Raw genomic sequence first — 16,209 nt, 5'->3', positions numbered from 1 at the left:
TCCGACACCAGGGCAACAGGTGCATATCGGAGGTGTTCGATGCCAATAAAGCGCCGTCGTCTGGAGGGCAAAGGAAGCAGTCCGAGGAGACCTGTTTTATGAAAATGCTATTGGTTTGCCTCTTTTTCCTCCTGGGAATGTGGGTGGTTCCGGCTGCAGCCAACGCATCCGCGACGTGCACAAATCGGATGGATACAATAGAACTCGAGGCCATGAGCGGCGAGGCGGCCATTGTGACCTTTCCCCCGGTAAGTATCTCCTGCAATGTGACAGGGGCGAATGTCGGTTCGATTTTTTATGCATGCATCACCCTGGCTGATACCGACGACCAGACCCTGAGATCCGAAAACGGTGACAAACTCGCGTTCGAAGTCTTGACCCACGGCCAGTCCGCCGCCAAGGGCGGCTACGACACCTACCGCTACGACGTGCCGGGCACGAAGGGTACAATTGAATACATGTTCGATTATTGGACCGTGAAAATTCCACCTGGTCGTTGGGTCAAGGCAGGTATCTATAAAACAGATCTCCAAGTCGATGTCTGGTATGGCGTGTTGAGCAAGGGGTCTAATCCCTCGTGCTCGGCATCAGTACCCCCACAAATGATTCGTATGGCGACGACGCGTCCACTTAGCGTCGAAATCAAGCCGAGCTGCAAGCTGAACGTCATGGGTGATCTCGATTTCGGTGTTGTCACGCCTGTCACGGATTGGAAAAATATGCGGGCCTCGACCGCGCTGAACGTCCGGTGCTCGCCCGAAGCCAACTACACGATCACGGTCGACAATGGTAAGTCGAGAAGTCCGAAGGTCCGTAAAATGTACATGGCAGGCGAGATGGAGACCTCTGTCGGCTATGAACTTTATAAGGATGCTTCCGCCGGCGTACCGTGGCGAGAAACTGACCCTGAAAAGGGGACCGGCACCGGCTTTCCAATAAAGGTCCCCGTGTACGGCAGAATCACTGAACCGCTAAACAAAAAGCCGGCTGGAAAGTATTCCGACACGGTGCTCGTAACGATCGAATTCTAGCTGCTGGCAGCAGCACGTGATGAACTGGACACGGGTTTCGGCGTGGCGGGAGGATTGATGCGAAACGGCCGAGAGCGATGAGCTTGACGCGGCAAGCCGCCATCCGGCTGCTGACTTGAGCCGCTTCGGGATGACCTCGCCGTCGCAACGAGAAAACGTTTAGTCCAGCAGCGGGCGATGAACTCGACGCGGGTTTCGGCGCGGCAGGAAGATTGAGGCGAAACGGCAGAGAGCGATGAGCTTGACGCGCGTTTTTGGCGCTGCGGTGAGATTAAAGCGCAGCGGGCAGGACGCGGCAAGCCGCCCTCAAGCTGTGACGCGTTGGCAGGTTCCGGAATACCTCGCCGTTGCGACGAGAAACGGCTAGCGGCCTGGCGCTGGGCCGCCAACGAACTCGGTTCACGTGATCCAAATATTCGACGCAAATCCACAAAAGCAAAAGGCCGGGAGCGACCCGACCTTCCTAAACTTACCTCTACATCAGTGCCAGTACATCCGTGGTCAAAGACGAAGATAAGCTGTTCGCTTGAGAACGTTCACTACCCTGTTATTACGACAGAATGATGACGTGCATCGATTAAAACGGGAAGCGCGTACGCAACACCTTTTCGCGCTCGGGAACAAGGTGAACGATCAAGGTAAAGACCGGGTTAATGCGGCTATCGAACTATTGGGCCGGTCCCAACAATCGATCCTGGTTGGTTCGCCCGCCCATGCAGGTGTAGCGAACCTCATAGCGCGGATCCATGATCGCGGTCACGTCCTGAGCCGTACAGTTTCGCCCGGTGCTGCGCAGGAACTGTTCGGCGGCGTCGCGGTAGACTACCGGTGGCGTCGCCACCAGACCGCCGGCTACGCCGCCCGCAAGGCCCTTGACGAAGCCTTGCGTCGCTCCACCGCCGCCACCCGGTCCAATCATCAAGCGGTTGCGCTGCGGATTGTCGATGATCTGGAATGACTGGCCGTTGCTCGCCGTAAATTGTTGCTGCGGCAGGCCGCCATAGTTGGATTTTGCGTAGTCGATCCCCGCGCAACCGGTCAAAGCGGCGAAGAGGAGAGGGGCTGTCAGCAGCAGTGAAGGTTTCATACTGTAACTCCGTAATTGACGCCTTGAGTGGCGTGGCATTCCTGTCAGGCGCACCGGGATCGGCGCCTCGGGCTCGGTTATTTGTTCTCCTCGGCGGTTTCCATCAGGGAGGCCAAAACGCTTCCGGCTGCCCGTGGCAGATCTTCGGCAATCAGCCCAAAGCCAAGTGCATGGGCCGCCGCGCAGTGGATATGAACCGCCGCGCAGGCCGCCGCAAACGGCGCCATGCCCTGCGCCATCAGTCCTGCGTTGAGCCCCGCAAGCACATCGCCCGACCCTGCGGTCGCCAAAAGGGGCGTGCCGTTGCTGTTGATGACGGCGCGCCCGTCTGGCGCTGCAATGACGGTATCGGCGCCCTTATAGATAATGATCGCGTTGGCGCGCGCAGCTGCAGCGCGTGCCCGCTCCAGCTTTGAGGGCATGGCCTCCGCATCGAGATCAGGGAAGAGGCGCTTGAATTCGCCTTCGTGCGGCGTAAGTACCAGGCGCACTTCCGGCAGGCGCCGGGTCGCGGCAAACAGCATATCCGGCTTGTCCTTGAACGATGTGATTGTATCGGCATCGAAGACGAAGTGTCCGGGCGCCTTGTCAAGGAGCTCAAGCGCAAGGGCGCGCGTCTTCTCGCTAATACCGAAACCGGGCCCGATGACGAAGGCGGTTGGCTGGCGCGCTTCGATAAAGTCGGCGAGGTCCTGTCCATGGTCGCACCGGCTGAGCATGATAGATGTCAGATGCGCTGCGTTGGCCGCAAGTCCCTCACCTGGAGAAAGGACCGTGACCGCCCCCGCGCCGCTGCGGGCGGCAGCCATCGCCGACAGGCGCGCCGCCCCCGTTGACGTGGCGCCGCCCGAGAATACGGCGACGTGACCGCGACGGTACTTGTGGGTGTCGACATCAGGCGAGGGGAGTTGGTCCCGCCACAAGCCGGGCGCGTTTTCGAAGCAACGTGACGAGATCGCGGCGAGCACCTCATCCCTGATGCCAATATTGTGGACGATAAGATCGCCGCACAGCTCCCGGCCCGGATAGAGCAAATGCGCCGGCTTCTTTCTGAAGAACGTGATCGTGCTATCGGCCTGGAAGACAGTGCCGAGCGGCAGGCCGGTGGCGCCGTCGAGCCCCGAAGGCACATCGACGGCAATCCTGCGCACCGGCTCCTGGTTGGCGCGCTCGATTGCCTCGGCAGCCTTGCCCGTGACCGGCCGGTCCAGCCCGGCGCCAAACAAGGCATCAACGACGACAGAGCCGGGCTGGGGCGCGAAGCCTTCGATTGAACGCGGACGTAGCGGGCAGTCCGCAAGTGCGCGGGCGGCATCGGTGCCAGCCTTGGGCGCGCCGTTCGACCAGACGAAGGCGCTGGCGCCGTTGTCGTTGAGTGCGCGGGAGATCACGTAACCGTCGCCGCCATTATTGCCAGGCCCACAGAGAACGTGAAACGCTGGTGCATCGCCGTGATGAGCAAGGAGATGGTTTGCGATGCCTTCGCCGGCACGGAGCATCAGCGTGTACCCGTCTCCCGGTCCGGCAGCGATGCTGAGCCGGTCGGCCTCGCTCATTTCGGCCGGCGTCAAAATCTCATATGCCATTCGCGCTTTCCCTTGAACATTTCGCTCGAGACTAGAACAAATCCCGGCGAAATGAAGCCGGTTCAAGCGAAGCCGGTGTTGGAAGTACGCTCCGCAGCCTTCAAACGCGGCAAGGCCGGCAAAGTTCAACAGGCGGCAGCGCCACGCGTATTTGCTGGTCTATGAAGCTCAGTCGGCGCCCAGCCGCACCAGCACCGCGCGCGGGATACCATAGTGGTTGATCGCGTCGTCATGTCTGCGCAGCCCGCAAAGTTCGCGCTGGATGAAATAGGCATGCACTGCTTTCGCCGCCGCCTTCAGGCGCGCCGCGCGCTCCGCGTCCGAGGCTGCGTTCAGTTGCTCCAGCGCCCGTTCGACTTTCTGTCCCGCGCGGCCCAGCGCCGCTGCCATTTCAGCGATGATTTCCATGTCGATCGCGCTCGGCGGCGCTCCGCGATCGAGACCGGATGAAGTGTTTTGTGGCGGTCGAAACGACATGGGCAGCTCGGTATAAGGATCATCGAAAGGCGACGATCATAATTCGAGCATACGAGCCGCCACATCGCAAGGGTGCATTGTTCACCCCGCACGGCTTGCCGCTGCCACGCAGAATCGGCTACGAATCGGCTCCGGCAAAGCCCATGCCTCCCCCCTCCATTCGGGAAAGCATCATTCATGCAGGGTGAACATTTTTGAAACCGACTGTTCGAGCACGACGCATAAGGAGGGACTGCAGCATTTGCTCGCAATAGGAGGTTATTTGAATGAGATTGTCGGCACCAGTTTTCCATTTGAAGCGTCAGGCCAAAAACCTCGCGCGCGAACTTGGCATGCCCCTGTACAAGGCGCTCGATCAGATCGCGGCGAGGGAAGGGTTTACGCGCTGGAGCTTGCTCGCAGCCACAGCGCCTGCAGGATTGCCGGCCAGCAAGTTGTTTTCCCGACTGGATCCGGGCGACCTCGTACTGATCGGCGCGCGGCCCGGCCAGGGCAAAACGCTGATGGGTCTCAGGCTGGCCGTTCAAGCGATGAAGGCAGGTCGTCGCAGCGCGTTCTTTACGCTCGAATACACGGCAAAGGACGTCGTCGATCGCTTGCGCGCCATCGGAGGCAATCCCACGCTATTTGATCAAAGCTTCGAACTGGACCACTCCAATGCCATTTGCGCCGATTACATCATCGAGCGACTGGCAGAGGCCCCAAATGGGACATTGGCCGTCATCGATTATCTGCAGATTCTCGATCAAAAGGGCGACAGACCGGATCTGACGACACAGGTGCAAGCGCTGCGAGGGTTTGCACGGCAACGAGGGCTGATCATCGTCTTCATTTCACAGATCGACCGGTCATACGATCCATCGTTGAAACCCTGTCCCGATCTGCGAGATATTCGATTGCCCAATCCGCTCGATCTCGCCTTATTCGACAAGGCAGTGTTTCTGAGCAATGGCGCGGTGCGGTTCCAGACCATAAATGAGTGAACGCCGATGCCGCAGGCCGGTAAACTCATGAATATGGGCCGACACATAAGTCCGCGAAGCTTGTCGGCCTTCAAAAACCTGCAATGAAAGTCTGGGATTGTGCTTGGAAGTGGCTCCCCGGGCCGGATTCGAACCAGCGACCAACCGGTTAACAGAGGGTTTTCCTTGCGATTTTCCGCGTCAGGGTGCGACAACCTGCAACTATAATAATTATCGACTTACCAATACGTTAGCGCCTCATCCAGTCGCGGCATATTGCAACTTGTCTCGACAAAGCGCGAGCTTTTGTGTAGATAATTCTGTAGATCCCGCAGGGCACCTCCGGGGGAAATTGAGTTAGCAAAGGTTGGTCGCTAGACACATGCCGAAAATCGAACTTACCGACAAATTCTGCCAGTCCGCAAAGACAGGTTCCGTGAGAAAACTGGACTATTTCGACACGCTCGCGAAAGGTCTCGTGCTGCGCGTTTCGGCTGGCGGGCAAAAGAGTTGGTTCGTGGTTTACGGGCCATCGAATCGGCGACAATGGCTGAAAATCGGGACGTATCCCGAAATACCGCTCGGCACCGAAAAGGGGGCTCGCCAAAGGGCCAAGGACACGCGTGCCAACGTGCAAGGCGGAGGTGACCCGATAGCCGCTAAGAAGGCCTACGTCGCCTCGATGACTGTTTTTGATCTGGTTGAGAGCTATATCGCCCGTCGCGCGGCATCACGGCGCTCGGTCGATGAGATCGCGCGCCGGCTTCGCAAGAATGTGTCTGGCTATGATGCCGACAGAAATAAGATCGTGAAAGCGTCCTTGGGTTGCATTGGAGATGTAAAGCTCTCAGAGCTGCATCGTCGCGACATCACCAAGGCGATAGACGCTGTAAAAGACCGAGGCGCTGGGGTCGAGGCGAATCGGGTCTTCGAAGATGTCCGTGCCATGATCCGATGGGGACGCGGTCGCGGCGATCTTGATAGTAACTTGACCGAAGGTATGGCGAGGCCGACTGAAACTGGGGAACGCGATCGCGTGCTGACGGCTGACGAAATGAAGACTATGTGGGCGGCCCTGGCTGAAGCCAACATAAGGGAAAGCACTCGCCGGATTCTGCGCCTGTGCCTGATTACAGGGCAGCGTGTCGGCGAGATCGCGGGCATAGTGCACAGTGAATTGGATATGGTAGGCGGTCGGTGGACGATTCCGGCCAAGCGCGCGAAGAATGGACGCGAACATGTTGTCCCGCTTTCTGAGATGGCCATCAAAATCCTCGGGGACCAGATCGCAGACGTGATAGCACTATCGGGGCGAAAGGGTAGGGGTATTCCGCCTTTCGTTTTCCCAGGACCAGGAGCCGTTGCAGCCGTAACTGGCGCATCTGTCCCGAAGGCGGTGAAGAGAGAACAGATCATTAAGCGCGGGGCCGCTACCATCTTGGGTATTGCGCCGTGGACGCCGCATGACCTTCGTCGATCGGCCGCAACGGGAATGGAAGAGGTTGGCATCTCGCCTTTCGTAGTAGGACACGTGTTGAACCACGTATCCGTGACCAAAAGCAACGTCACCTCGCGAGTATACGCGCGCTACGACTACATGCGGGAGAAGCGGGAAGCACTCAATCTTTGGGCCGATCGACTCGCCAACATCATTGAAGGCAGCGGCAAAGTCCAGCACCTGGGCGGGGAGGAGTTTGCATGAACCGATCTCTGCAATCGCCATTTGATGCCGAAACCTTCTTGCCGCATGCGAGAAAGGTCAAGTCGATCAATAGAGAAACGGAAGAAATCATCTCAGGCCGAGTTGCGGACTGCCTCCATCGCTACGTTGAAAACTGGCCCGATGCATTTGAGCGTGAGAGCAGTCGGCTCATGAGAATCACGGATGGCATAAATAGGGCGCTTGCGGCAATGATAGCCAAGTCGTGGACGTTCTCCCAGGACGAGTCCCCCCCTTTCCATGATGAGGATAGCGCATTTGCGTGGTTAACCTCCGAGGGGAAGGAACCGATCCCGATAGGTGGCTACGACGACTATACTTTCGGCGGTGGCACTGACGAGCTTTTCGAATTCGAGCGCGACTGGACTATGCATAATCTGTGGGAGGTTCGAAAAGCATTCGAGCGGGAGCATTTGGATCTGCTCGAATGGAACAAATTTCGGAAGAACGACCCCTTGAGCCGCCCCCCAAAGTCTGCCGTCAGGTTACCCGCTGACGTCCAAGAACTTATCCACGACCTTTGCCAAATCTGGCACGACCATATTGACCGTCAACTTGGGCTCCCCAGCAGGAGCCCGCGTCCCAGTAATCCTCTGCTGCGATTTATCGGCGCATGCCTGACCATAGCGCTTGGGGACCAGCGACCAGCGGACAAAACGGTGCTCGACTTCATACTAAAGCGTAGTCGTCCGACCATCCGTAGAAGGGATGCCAAGTACGAGCGACGGTTCGACTACTGAGACCCTCCCGATATTGGCGGTTTGGTGATGGCACGTTTGCTTTACGAAGGTGGACCGTTCGGCAGTTTCAATGGTGTGAAAAAGTCCATGTTTACAACACGCAGCAACTGGATGATCGTTCTCGCGCCGATATGAAGGCGTGAGGGAAGAACATGCAGCAGCCCGATCCTTTGGGAGATATCGATGATCTAGTCGATGAGGCTTCCGCCTGCCAGATTATTGGTGGTGTTAATTCTCCAATTCACCGTTCGACACTGTGGCGCGGCATAAAGGCAGGTCGCTACTGCAAGCCTTTAAAGGTTGGGCCCAATATAAACCGCTGGCGGCGCCTTGAGTTGGTTGCTTGCCTTCACAAAGCCGCGGCTGCACGCGACGCGGCGGGATTATGATCATGACCTCCTGGCGCGACGTTATCGAAGTGCACCCAGCGACCAGCCTGTTTCCACCCCTCGAGCCCGGTCGACCCGCCAAGATGGCGGACGACATCCGTAAGGACGCTTCACTGCATCCGGTTGCTGTCTACAAAGACGACGCAGTGGCCGATGTGTCCGTCGATTCGCTGCCCGTCGATGCCATCATAGTTGGCCCGCGGATTAGAAACGACCTTGGCGATATCGACAGCCTCGCCGCCTCAATCGCCACTATAGGATTGCTTCATCCAATAGTCATTTCTCCTGATGGTCGCCTCATTGCCGGAGAGCGTCGGTTGCGAGCCTGCAAAAAGTTGGGCTTGGCCGATATCCCGGTTCGCGTCTTTGAGACATCCAATGCCCGTTGATCCCAGCATATTGGCAAAGTTGCCTCTCGAGCTGCAGGCGGAGATCGCCGAGAACTTGTTCCGCAAGGATTTGCTTCCGAGCGAAATGGACAAGGTGCGCCAGCTCTGTGCAGCTGCGTTGGTTGACCGTTGCAATGGTGGCGCGGGAAAATTTCCCCCCAACACGAAGGTTGGACGCATTCGCGATCAACTCGGTGAAATCTGTGGAACTTCTGGCCGAAACCTCGAAAAGATTGAAGCTGTCTGCGACGCCGCTCGAGACGAACCCCAACGTTATGGCCCCCTCGTCGAGGAGATGGACCGTACAGGGCGCGTTGACCCAGTTTTCAAGCGACTGAAAATTGCCCGCGCGAGGGAAGCCTACGATGCGCGCAGAATATCCGGCGGAACAGTGGATGATCTTACGGCACTGGCGGAAACTGGCTACCGCGCCGCGGTCATTTATTGTGATCCGCCTTGGTCATTCGAGGTCTATAGCGGCAAGGGAAAGCGTCGGTCGGCCGATAGCCATTATGACACGCAGCCTCTAGCGAAGATCATGGCACTCGGCCCCACGGTACAAGCCGTCGCCGCAAGGGACTGTGTGCTGTTCTTATGGGCGGTGCTGCCAGAGTTGCCAGGCGCACTCAAGGTTATCGACGCATGGGGCTTCACTTATAAGACTGTTGGCTTTGTGTGGATAAAATCCACGAAGTCTGGTGAGCCTGACACAGGGATGGGTTACTGGACGCGCGCTAATGCTGAAGTGTGCCTTCTGGCAACGCGTGGATCGCCTAAGCGGCTAGATATGGGTGTGGCTCAAGTCATCATGGCACCGCGGGGCCAACACAGCGCGAAACCAGACGAGGTCGCCTCCCGCATCGAGCGGCTCGTCCCGGGCCCTTACCTCGAACTGTTCGCCCGGAAAATAAGACATGGATGGCAAATTTGGGGCGATGAAGTGCCGGCGTCCTGGGTGGCGGTGTAGGAGCGGTTACATGTGGTCAACGTCTGGACCTCCTCGATCAGCGAGCTCGCTCCTGGGTAGCAAGAAGATTGTGACCAGAAAGGAACATCGCGGAAAGCTGACCGGCAAGCCACTTGCCTATAAAGCTTTGGCGATCGAGCCGTGCCTTTCAAATAGCCAGCGCCGGGTTGGCGCCGCGTTGATCGACCACATGCACGGTTGCAACGGCCGCTGTGATCCTGGCATGCGACGGCTGGCAGTGGAGACCGGCTGCACACTCGATACCGTGCAGTCAGCCATTGCCATTCTGTGTGATCCAAGCAAGCCCGATCGGCTCTTCGACAATGTCAATGCAGGACAGGGAAAGCGTCCGAGCTATCGGGCGCGTTGGAGAAGCATCGAGGCAATCGTCGACGAGTTCGAGGCTAGGACGCGTTCACGAACTGTTCAACGACAGCCGAACAGTGCAGGCCCGTCGACTGTTCAGGGACAACCGAACAGTGCGGGTACGCCAACCGTTCGGGAACACCTGAACAGTCACTGTTCGGAAAGTGACCCGCCAACTGTTCGGGAGTTGCCGAACAAAACCAATGTAAGAACCAATACAGGCGCGCGGCCGGCCGCCCCTCAAGCGGCTGGGCCGTGCCGCGCGCCTGTATTTAGCGAAGCAAAAAGTGCATTTGGAAATACCCGTCAGCCGGGCCGCGCTCTTGCTGTGAGGGCAAGCGCGCCCGGCTTCCCTCCCGTTGGCGATCCCCACCTGGAGCCGCCGGTGGCGGCTTTAATCCAAGCAGCGTGCGCTGAAGCCGAAAAGGGCAGTGTCGCCAACCCCAAACCTACCCGGCTCGACCGCCCACTCATCACCGCTGAGCAACGCCGTGAGAACGAAGCTTTCGAGCGCCTCGATGCAGGCCTGCGGAAGGGCGGAATAGAGTTCTACCTCTCGGCCATGGATCGGCTCGATGCAGATCTTCGCGATATGGCCGTTGCGGCTGAAATCGCCGAACCCGGCGCGGGTGCCGCCACGGTTCGGCTCGCAATGCTGACGCCCACGATCGGACGAAAGGAGTAGATGGCCATGCGAGATCTATTGAGTTCAATGCTACGTCCAAAGGAGGGAAAGGTAAGACATCCTCCGCTGATCACTGAGGTTTTGAAGCTACAACAACGGAAATAGGAGAAAGTTATGTCTGTTCTGAATTTGCAATTACAAATGTTTGTCGATGAGCAGGTGTCCAAGTTTGATCTGGCAGATCGTGACCTCAGCGACATTGAACGCGGCTATCTCTTGGGACTACAGGATATGCGCGAGTGCGGGACCACAGAGGTTCGTAAGTTTTTTGCTACGATGTCGGAGTGGTTTAATCAAAATGTTCCACGCAACGCGGCAGAGCACGGCGAACTAGGAGCCTATAATAACGCCAGTAAGGCTCTGGGCTTCGGCGATTTTTATGAACTCGCAAGTGAAACCTATGGTGACCCAGAAGCTCGGGATGTTCAATGCCGGCAGTAGGCAACGCTCTGGCGCTCATTGATGAGGCGTTGTATTTTAAGTCATGCCAACGCTGTCAAATTCGAAATGGGAGGCGTTCGCCCGAGCCGTGGTTCAAGGGCGACCGGCTTCACACGCCTACGCTAAGGCATACAAAGTCACTGGCAACGCAGCTGAAGTGAACGCTTGTAAACTACTAAGAAATACTAAGGTGGCGATCAGGGTGGCGGAGTTGAAGGGGAAGGCAGCAATACGGACGGAAAAAACGGTTGCGTCGCTGGTCGCCGAACTTGACGAAGTCATTGTTTTCGCAAAGCAATGCAACCATCCTTCGGCCATGGTCGCTGCCATCACCCAACAGGCCAGGTTGCTCGGCCTTGAGTCACCACGGCCGCTTGAGATCATGCATCGTCCCGCCCCGCTGCCGACAAGAGTGCTTGAACTTAGCCTGGAAGAATGGACGGCGCAGTTTTCCACCCCGCTTAGGCTGCCCAAGCCAGGCAAAGACCCTAAGCCGCTCAAGCCGATCCGGGAGGAAAAACGCCTGAAGACGCTTGCCGCCGACGAAACCGTCGCCGAACGGCCCGCTATTGCGGAGGCCTCAACATGGGAGCCGGGTGTGATCTACCTCGATGACGAACCGTAAAACAGCCACACGCGCCTATCCGGTTACTCGGGCCGGGTTAATCGCCGACTTGAAGGAAATAGCCGCCCAAGCACAGAAACATGGCGACTTGGCTGCTGCCGATGAGGCACTTGAGTTGGCATGGCGCATTGCGGCAGCCGAGAGGGAGATCCACACCCTTCACTGACATCTGTCCAATTTTGTTGGCATCCGTCTGTGCATTATTACACAATTCGTTGCCGACCGGCCACCGCGCGACTGATCCGACGGGTGCTCGGTGCCGATTTTGAGTTTGAGAAGACAATGCCGGTGGAGAAGAGGATCGCGCTAACACAAAAGCTGCACCGCTATCCGAATAAATGGCAAAGAAGCGGCCACTCTCGCAGATCGCCGACGCGCTGGTCAAGGCTGGTTATTTCGACCGCCGGCAAGCTCTACAACAGATGGCTATCTTAGGCATGCTTGAACTCCAGCCGACGAATTCTGCTTTTTGCGCGGCTCCCCTGTCCAAAGAAAACGTTGTTTGCGGATGCAGTGTCGAATAACAGTTTGAAGACACGCAAACGACTCGGTAAAATCAGGTTAGTACAAGTGGGAACCTCCGAATCAATTCAGGAATTTCGGGACAGCATCACATCGATCCTGTTGTCCGAGCGCGATTTTATAGATTGGGATTCAGTGAACGCTGGGGTGGCTGGTGCCAAAGAGGCGGCTAGCCAGCTTGAAGCGATACGCAATAGTGAGGAAGGTATAAGCGTAGATCGGCTGGCGCAGGCACTTGGAGAGTATCCGAGAATTTACGATGTCGCGCTTAGCCTGGTAGCATTTAACACTAGCGGCTCGCAGGTGTCTAAGTGGGGCCTTGGCGAATCAGTGCCGAGGACGAGTATCGGTCGTGAGCATTTAGCGCGGCAGCTGATTCATATTGGTCTCGGCAAGGCGTTGGCGACCCAGGCGCCGGTCATTGACCTTTTGACCATTGCTGAGGTCTATAAGGATAGCTTCCGCCGAAGATTCAGGTCGGGCGACCGCTTTGGCGCGGAGGTTAGCAAGATTGTAACTGAAGCCATTCAAGCGGCCGCAGGCGAACTCGCCCAAGCGGTGCGGGTTCAGAACGATGCTTTTGGCGACGTGGCACTGAGGCGCTCTCTTGACTATGTTGTCGCTATCGAAGGGCGTCCAATAGCTGGTATCGCAACTGTTTTCCAAAACCAGTCAGGAGGCCGACAGCAGCGCGACCTTTCCGTAACATACCCAATTCTACAGCAAAAATTAGCCGAATATGGGATGGTCCTTGTTCTCATTGCCGACGGGCAAGGGATGGCTGAGGCGTCTGACCGCGCTCTACTGCAGCTTTTCGAAAGCGTGCGCTATCCGATGACATTGGAGCAGGCGCGGAAGGGAGCGCTCAGAACCGCGCTTGTTGCTTCGGCCCAACAACCTCCGCCAGAAACACTCGATGCCGCAGCAATATCACTTCTGATAGGTGGCGCGCTTGACTCTCATGACATAATCACAGCCGACGAGTTGCCGCTTGCAAAAGGGCCTGCGGTCTTGGCGCTTGCGCGGTACGCTGAAGGTCATCGCGCGCTGGCGTTAAAACTCTCTAGCACAGGTGACACACTCAGCTGGAAACATCCGGATCTTTCCCAAGAGGCGCGAATTCTGTCAGCCAGATTTGATAGCCGACGTGCCCTCGAATTGCTTGGCAAATGCCTCGGTTGGCAAGCGGACCGGACAGAAAATGAGAGCGAGGTAACCTGGACGGTTCTTTCGACGCCCGATTCGCCGCCTTTCACCGGTAGGTTAGTCGCGGCGGCTCACGGTGCAGGCCTTACACCGGACGCTCGAGGTATAATTTCCCGCCACGCGCTTGAGCTGTCGCCGGGTGCTGCCTTCGCGATCCTACTTGCCAATCGAGATTTAACCGGGACCGAGATCGAGGCTCACCGAAAGCGGCAAGCCGTTCTTCCGATGAATATTGTTGTTATCGGGCCCAATCTTCTCCGGCAGATCGCACGGGGAGCTAACCCTCTTGGGATCATTAACCGCGCGGTACTGGATCAGTCAGATCTCACCAAAGTTAGTCCGTTCATCCTCAGCAATGCGACACCCGAACGAATGTTTTACGGGCGAGATGCGGAAGGGGCTACTGTGATAGGGACTATTTCTACCAACAGTGTCGCGCTGCTTGGAAGTCGGCGCATCGGAAAGACGTCTCTCCTTCGCCATGTACGTCAGGAACTACTTGCCGCTAATTTTCTCCCGTTCTTCGGTGACTGTCAGACCGTAAAGACCTGGTACGATTTCGCAGCGCTTGCAAAATCGGAATGGGGTGTTGAGACCGAACAGAACTTTCGTCCTCAACACCTTGGAGGACTAGTGCGCGCACTCGGTGCGGGTTCTGAAAAGCCTGTGGTGATACTGCTTGATGAAATTGATCAGTTACTTGAGTGGGATCGCACGCATGCAGATGATTCCGTTCCAGAAGCGTTTTTCAGAGCATGTCGTTCATTGTCGCAAGAAGGAGCCGCACAGTTCGTTTTTTCCGGTGAACGTACCATCGCGCAGCGAATCTGGGATCCACAATCGCCGCATTGGAATTTTTGTCGCCCGCTAGCGTTGGCTCAGCTGACGCAAGACGCGGCTACATCGCTGCTTATTCAGCCTCTTAAGGCAATTGGTATTCGGATTGCTGATGAAAATCGCTTTGGAGCGGAAGCCTGGCGATTGACAAGTGGTCACCCCCAAATCGCGCAATACCTCGGTGATCGCTTAGTACGCCGGCTGGACGCCCAGGCTAATCGGCAGGAGCTTCAACTAAGTGTCGACGACATCGTGGAGGTGGCTGAAACATATCAATTTGCTGAGCACTATCTCAATACGTACTGGGGGCAGGCCAATGCACTTGAGCGTGAAATTAGCTTAGTTGTTGCTCAAGCGCCTATTGCCCCAGGCAAACTGATCAGCGAGTTGAAGATCATCCATCCGACAATTGGTGCGGGCGGCTTCGAGAATGCGCTCCGCATGTTGCAGCTATATGGCATTACTATCGAACAAGATGGCGAGATTCGGTTACGCGCAGCATGGTTCAATGAGGCGCAGTCCTACTTTGGGCGCACCACTGCAGAACAGAAAGAGGGGTCGTGGTAAATGGCGCACCTACAAGGACCAGTTCCACTCGACGATACTACTTACATTGAACGGTCGTTCGAGCGCGAGCTGCAGCGCGAACTCATGGCGGACCGCTGGGCACTGCTCCTCGGCCCGCGACAGCACGGAAAGACGTCCGCTTTAGTCCGATTGCGCTGCTCATTGATCGACAATGGTGTACAGGCCGCGCTTGTTGACCTACAAGCTGCTCCGGCGCCACAGAGCTACGGGGATTTCGCTGCTTGGGTCGCCACGGAGGTCCGCCAGCAACTTGGCACCAACGGACAGGCACAGATCAATAGCCAAGACATCGGTGTGCTACTCGGAGCTGCTCTCGCGCCGGGCAGATCACCAGTAGTCATTCTCGTTGATGAGGCATCAAATATCTCTAATGTTGCCTGGCGCAACGCATTCTATGGCCAGCTCCGCGCTATTTCGAGCCGACGCGCCACGGCGAGGCCAGAAGATACAGCGGCACGGCTGCGTTTTGTTTTTGCGGGCACATTTCGCCCAGAAACATTAATCGACGCTGCCAATTCACCTTTCAACGTTTGTGAGCGTATCGACTCTGACGATCTGACCTCCGAGAATGTAAACGAGCTGACCCGCGAAATTCTGGGTGAAAAGGAGACGTATCTTGCAGCGAAAATTTACGAAGAGGTCGGTGGACAGCCGTTCTTAGTCCAAAAGTTACTAAGCAGACTGCAAGGATGCGACGACTTGCAAAGGGTGCTCGATGCTGAGATTACGCACCTTCGCACGGGGGAGTCAGATCATATAATAGATCTTTTCCGGAAGATGCTATCCGAGCCAAGTCTTGCCGCCATTGGCGCGAGGATGGTTCGTGATGGTGCAGCGCCGGTAGAAGCGGCAGATCCTGATTTTAGATACATGCAGGTGCTGGGTCTCGCGCGAAGGTCGGGAAGCAACCTTGTCTTCCGCAACCAACTCTATTCAACGATAGCTGCCAATAGTCCACAATTGGGAGGTAGAGCTCAAGCGACCGCTTTAGCGCCGATGTTTCCTGTTGTGCTAGCGGCGTTCAACAAGGTTCAAAATGTTGAGCTTCGTGAGATTGCCTGGTCAGCCCATAAGGGGGCCATCGCGTCATATCGATCAGGTGCCAATCGGCTTGCGCTCGCAGGATTTGGCGGGTCGCTCGAAGCTATGCTACTCGACCTGATGCAGCGCCAACCGGCAGGAACGCTTCCGACCCTAATCTCAGCAGCTGGGTTAACCTTGGGTGGACGGGAAAGCCCAAACGATCCATCAAGTTGGAATTTGGTGACTTTGATCAAGGTCGGGCAGAAAGCCGGGGGCGGTGGAGGCTTTGATCCGCCGCAAGCACTCAGGCAGTGGAGAAACTTGATTCATCCGTCAGTCGCGCAGCAAAATTACCGAGCAGATGCCGATCTCGAACCAGAAGCTCGATCGGCAGCGAATTTGCACGAGATTTTGCTGAGAGACCTTCCTTAAAAAACGAACGACGTGTGTTCACTGAATGCTATCTCGATCCGGCAGTGAGTTTAATGGCCGTGATCAATGGGCTGATGAAGCCGAAGGCGATTCACCTCTGTGGATGTTCCGCAGAAGCCAGATCGCTAGCATCCGC

14 protein-coding genes are annotated in these 16,209 nt (G+C 56.9%); 11 read left to right on the top strand and 3 right to left on the bottom strand.

Annotation, left to right across the window (positions count from 1 at the left end; genetic code table 11):
- Window positions 1-98: 98 nt before the first annotated feature.
- Window positions 99-1,031, top strand: a complete 933-nt coding sequence (locus BR48_RS0112085; protein WP_197030354.1) for a spore coat U domain-containing protein — start codon at window positions 99-101, stop codon at window positions 1,029-1,031.
- Window positions 1,032-1,698: 667 nt separating this feature from the next.
- Here the strand turns inward: BR48_RS0112085 and BR48_RS0112080 are convergent.
- The 3 genes from BR48_RS0112080 to BR48_RS0112065 all read right to left on the bottom strand — a co-directional run bounded on the left by BR48_RS0112080 (window position 1,699) and on the right by BR48_RS0112065 (window position 4,181).
- Window positions 1,699-2,118, bottom strand: a complete 420-nt coding sequence (locus BR48_RS0112080; RefSeq protein WP_027231527.1) for a hypothetical protein — start codon at window positions 2,116-2,118, stop codon at window positions 1,699-1,701.
- A 77-nt stretch (window positions 2,119-2,195) separates the two neighbouring features.
- Entirely contained in the window at window positions 2,196-3,704 is a 1,509-nt protein-coding gene (locus BR48_RS0112075) for a bifunctional ADP-dependent NAD(P)H-hydrate dehydratase/NAD(P)H-hydrate epimerase (protein ID WP_027231526.1), read from the bottom strand.
- A gap of 168 nt (window positions 3,705-3,872) precedes the next feature.
- Complete coding sequence (locus BR48_RS0112065; protein ID WP_027231525.1) at window positions 3,873-4,181, bottom strand: DUF6665 family protein; 309 nt, start codon at window positions 4,179-4,181, stop codon at window positions 3,873-3,875.
- Between the two features lie 266 nt (window positions 4,182-4,447).
- On the opposite strand from BR48_RS0112065, the gene BR48_RS0112060 reads away from it, so the two are divergent.
- From BR48_RS0112060 to BR48_RS0112000, 10 genes are all read left to right on the top strand, one after another.
- Window positions 4,448-5,164 (top strand): DNA helicase, encoded by a 717-nt coding sequence (locus tag BR48_RS0112060; RefSeq protein ID WP_027231524.1) that lies wholly within the window; start codon window positions 4,448-4,450, stop codon window positions 5,162-5,164.
- 361 nt (window positions 5,165-5,525) lie between these two features.
- A complete protein-coding gene (locus BR48_RS0112055) occupies window positions 5,526-6,845 on the top strand; it encodes a site-specific integrase (protein ID WP_027231523.1) in 1,320 nt (439 codons plus the stop codon).
- Window positions 6,842-7,603: a hypothetical protein gene (locus BR48_RS0112050; RefSeq protein ID WP_027231522.1), complete on the top strand. Its 762-nt coding sequence runs from the start codon at window positions 6,842-6,844 to the stop codon at window positions 7,601-7,603. Before BR48_RS0112055 ends, BR48_RS0112050 begins: the two co-directional genes overlap by 4 nt.
- Window positions 7,604-7,994: 391 nt before the next feature.
- A complete protein-coding gene (locus BR48_RS25505) occupies window positions 7,995-8,381 on the top strand; it encodes a ParB N-terminal domain-containing protein (protein ID WP_197030353.1) in 387 nt (128 codons plus the stop codon).
- Window positions 8,371-9,348, top strand: a complete 978-nt coding sequence (locus tag BR48_RS0112035; protein ID WP_245273453.1) for an MT-A70 family methyltransferase — start codon at window positions 8,371-8,373, stop codon at window positions 9,346-9,348. Before BR48_RS25505 ends, BR48_RS0112035 begins: the two co-directional genes overlap by 11 nt.
- 751 nt (window positions 9,349-10,099) lie before the next feature.
- Window positions 10,100-10,399: a hypothetical protein gene (locus BR48_RS0112030; RefSeq protein WP_155810868.1), complete on the top strand. Its 300-nt coding sequence runs from the start codon at window positions 10,100-10,102 to the stop codon at window positions 10,397-10,399.
- Window positions 10,400-10,513: 114 nt separating this feature from the next.
- Window positions 10,514-10,840, top strand: a complete 327-nt coding sequence (locus tag BR48_RS0112025; protein ID WP_027231518.1) for a hypothetical protein — start codon at window positions 10,514-10,516, stop codon at window positions 10,838-10,840.
- A 190-nt stretch (window positions 10,841-11,030) separates the two neighbouring features.
- Window positions 11,031-11,465 carry a hypothetical protein gene (locus BR48_RS24460; RefSeq protein WP_210165011.1) on the top strand — a complete coding sequence of 145 codons (435 nt, stop codon included), beginning with the start codon at window positions 11,031-11,033 and terminating at the stop codon, window positions 11,463-11,465.
- A 570-nt stretch (window positions 11,466-12,035) separates the two neighbouring features.
- A complete protein-coding gene (locus tag BR48_RS0112005; protein ID WP_197030351.1) occupies window positions 12,036-14,597 on the top strand; it encodes a DpnII family type II restriction endonuclease in 2,562 nt (853 codons plus the stop codon).
- Entirely contained in the window at window positions 14,598-16,073 is a 1,476-nt protein-coding gene (locus BR48_RS0112000) for an AAA-like domain-containing protein (RefSeq protein WP_027231514.1), read from the top strand.
- The last annotated feature ends 136 nt before the right edge of the window (window positions 16,074-16,209 follow it).

The organism is Phyllobacterium sp. UNC302MFCol5.2 (assembly GCF_000686005.1).
Classification (GTDB): Bacteria; Pseudomonadota; Alphaproteobacteria; order Rhizobiales; family Rhizobiaceae; genus Phyllobacterium; species Phyllobacterium pellucidum.
The sequence above is the reverse complement of the archived record's forward strand: the minus strand, read 5'-3'. Positions and strand labels throughout refer to the sequence as shown.

Excerpts from the sequence above, each read along its gene's own strand:
- BR48_RS0112065 (WP_027231525.1), bottom strand. The coding sequence starts at position 4,181 with ATGTCGTTTCGACCGCCACAAAACACTTCATCCGGTCTCGATCGCGGA.
- BR48_RS0112000 (WP_027231514.1), top strand. The coding sequence starts at position 14,598 with ATGGCGCACCTACAAGGACCAGTTCCACTCGACGATACTACTTACATT.
- BR48_RS0112055 (WP_027231523.1), top strand. The coding sequence starts at position 5,526 with ATGCCGAAAATCGAACTTACCGACAAATTCTGCCAGTCCGCAAAGACA.
- BR48_RS0112025 (WP_027231518.1), top strand. The coding sequence starts at position 10,514 with ATGTCTGTTCTGAATTTGCAATTACAAATGTTTGTCGATGAGCAGGTG.
- BR48_RS25505 (WP_197030353.1), top strand. The coding sequence starts at position 7,995 with ATGACCTCCTGGCGCGACGTTATCGAAGTGCACCCAGCGACCAGCCTG.
- BR48_RS0112035 (WP_245273453.1), top strand. The coding sequence starts at position 8,371 with ATGCCCGTTGATCCCAGCATATTGGCAAAGTTGCCTCTCGAGCTGCAG.
- BR48_RS0112050 (WP_027231522.1), top strand. The coding sequence starts at position 6,842 with ATGAACCGATCTCTGCAATCGCCATTTGATGCCGAAACCTTCTTGCCG.
- BR48_RS0112085 (WP_197030354.1), top strand. The coding sequence starts at position 99 with ATGAAAATGCTATTGGTTTGCCTCTTTTTCCTCCTGGGAATGTGGGTG.
- BR48_RS0112080 (WP_027231527.1), bottom strand. The coding sequence starts at position 2,118 with ATGAAACCTTCACTGCTGCTGACAGCCCCTCTCCTCTTCGCCGCTTTG.
- BR48_RS0112060 (WP_027231524.1), top strand. The coding sequence starts at position 4,448 with ATGAGATTGTCGGCACCAGTTTTCCATTTGAAGCGTCAGGCCAAAAAC.
- BR48_RS0112075 (WP_027231526.1), bottom strand. The coding sequence starts at position 3,704 with ATGGCATATGAGATTTTGACGCCGGCCGAAATGAGCGAGGCCGACCGG.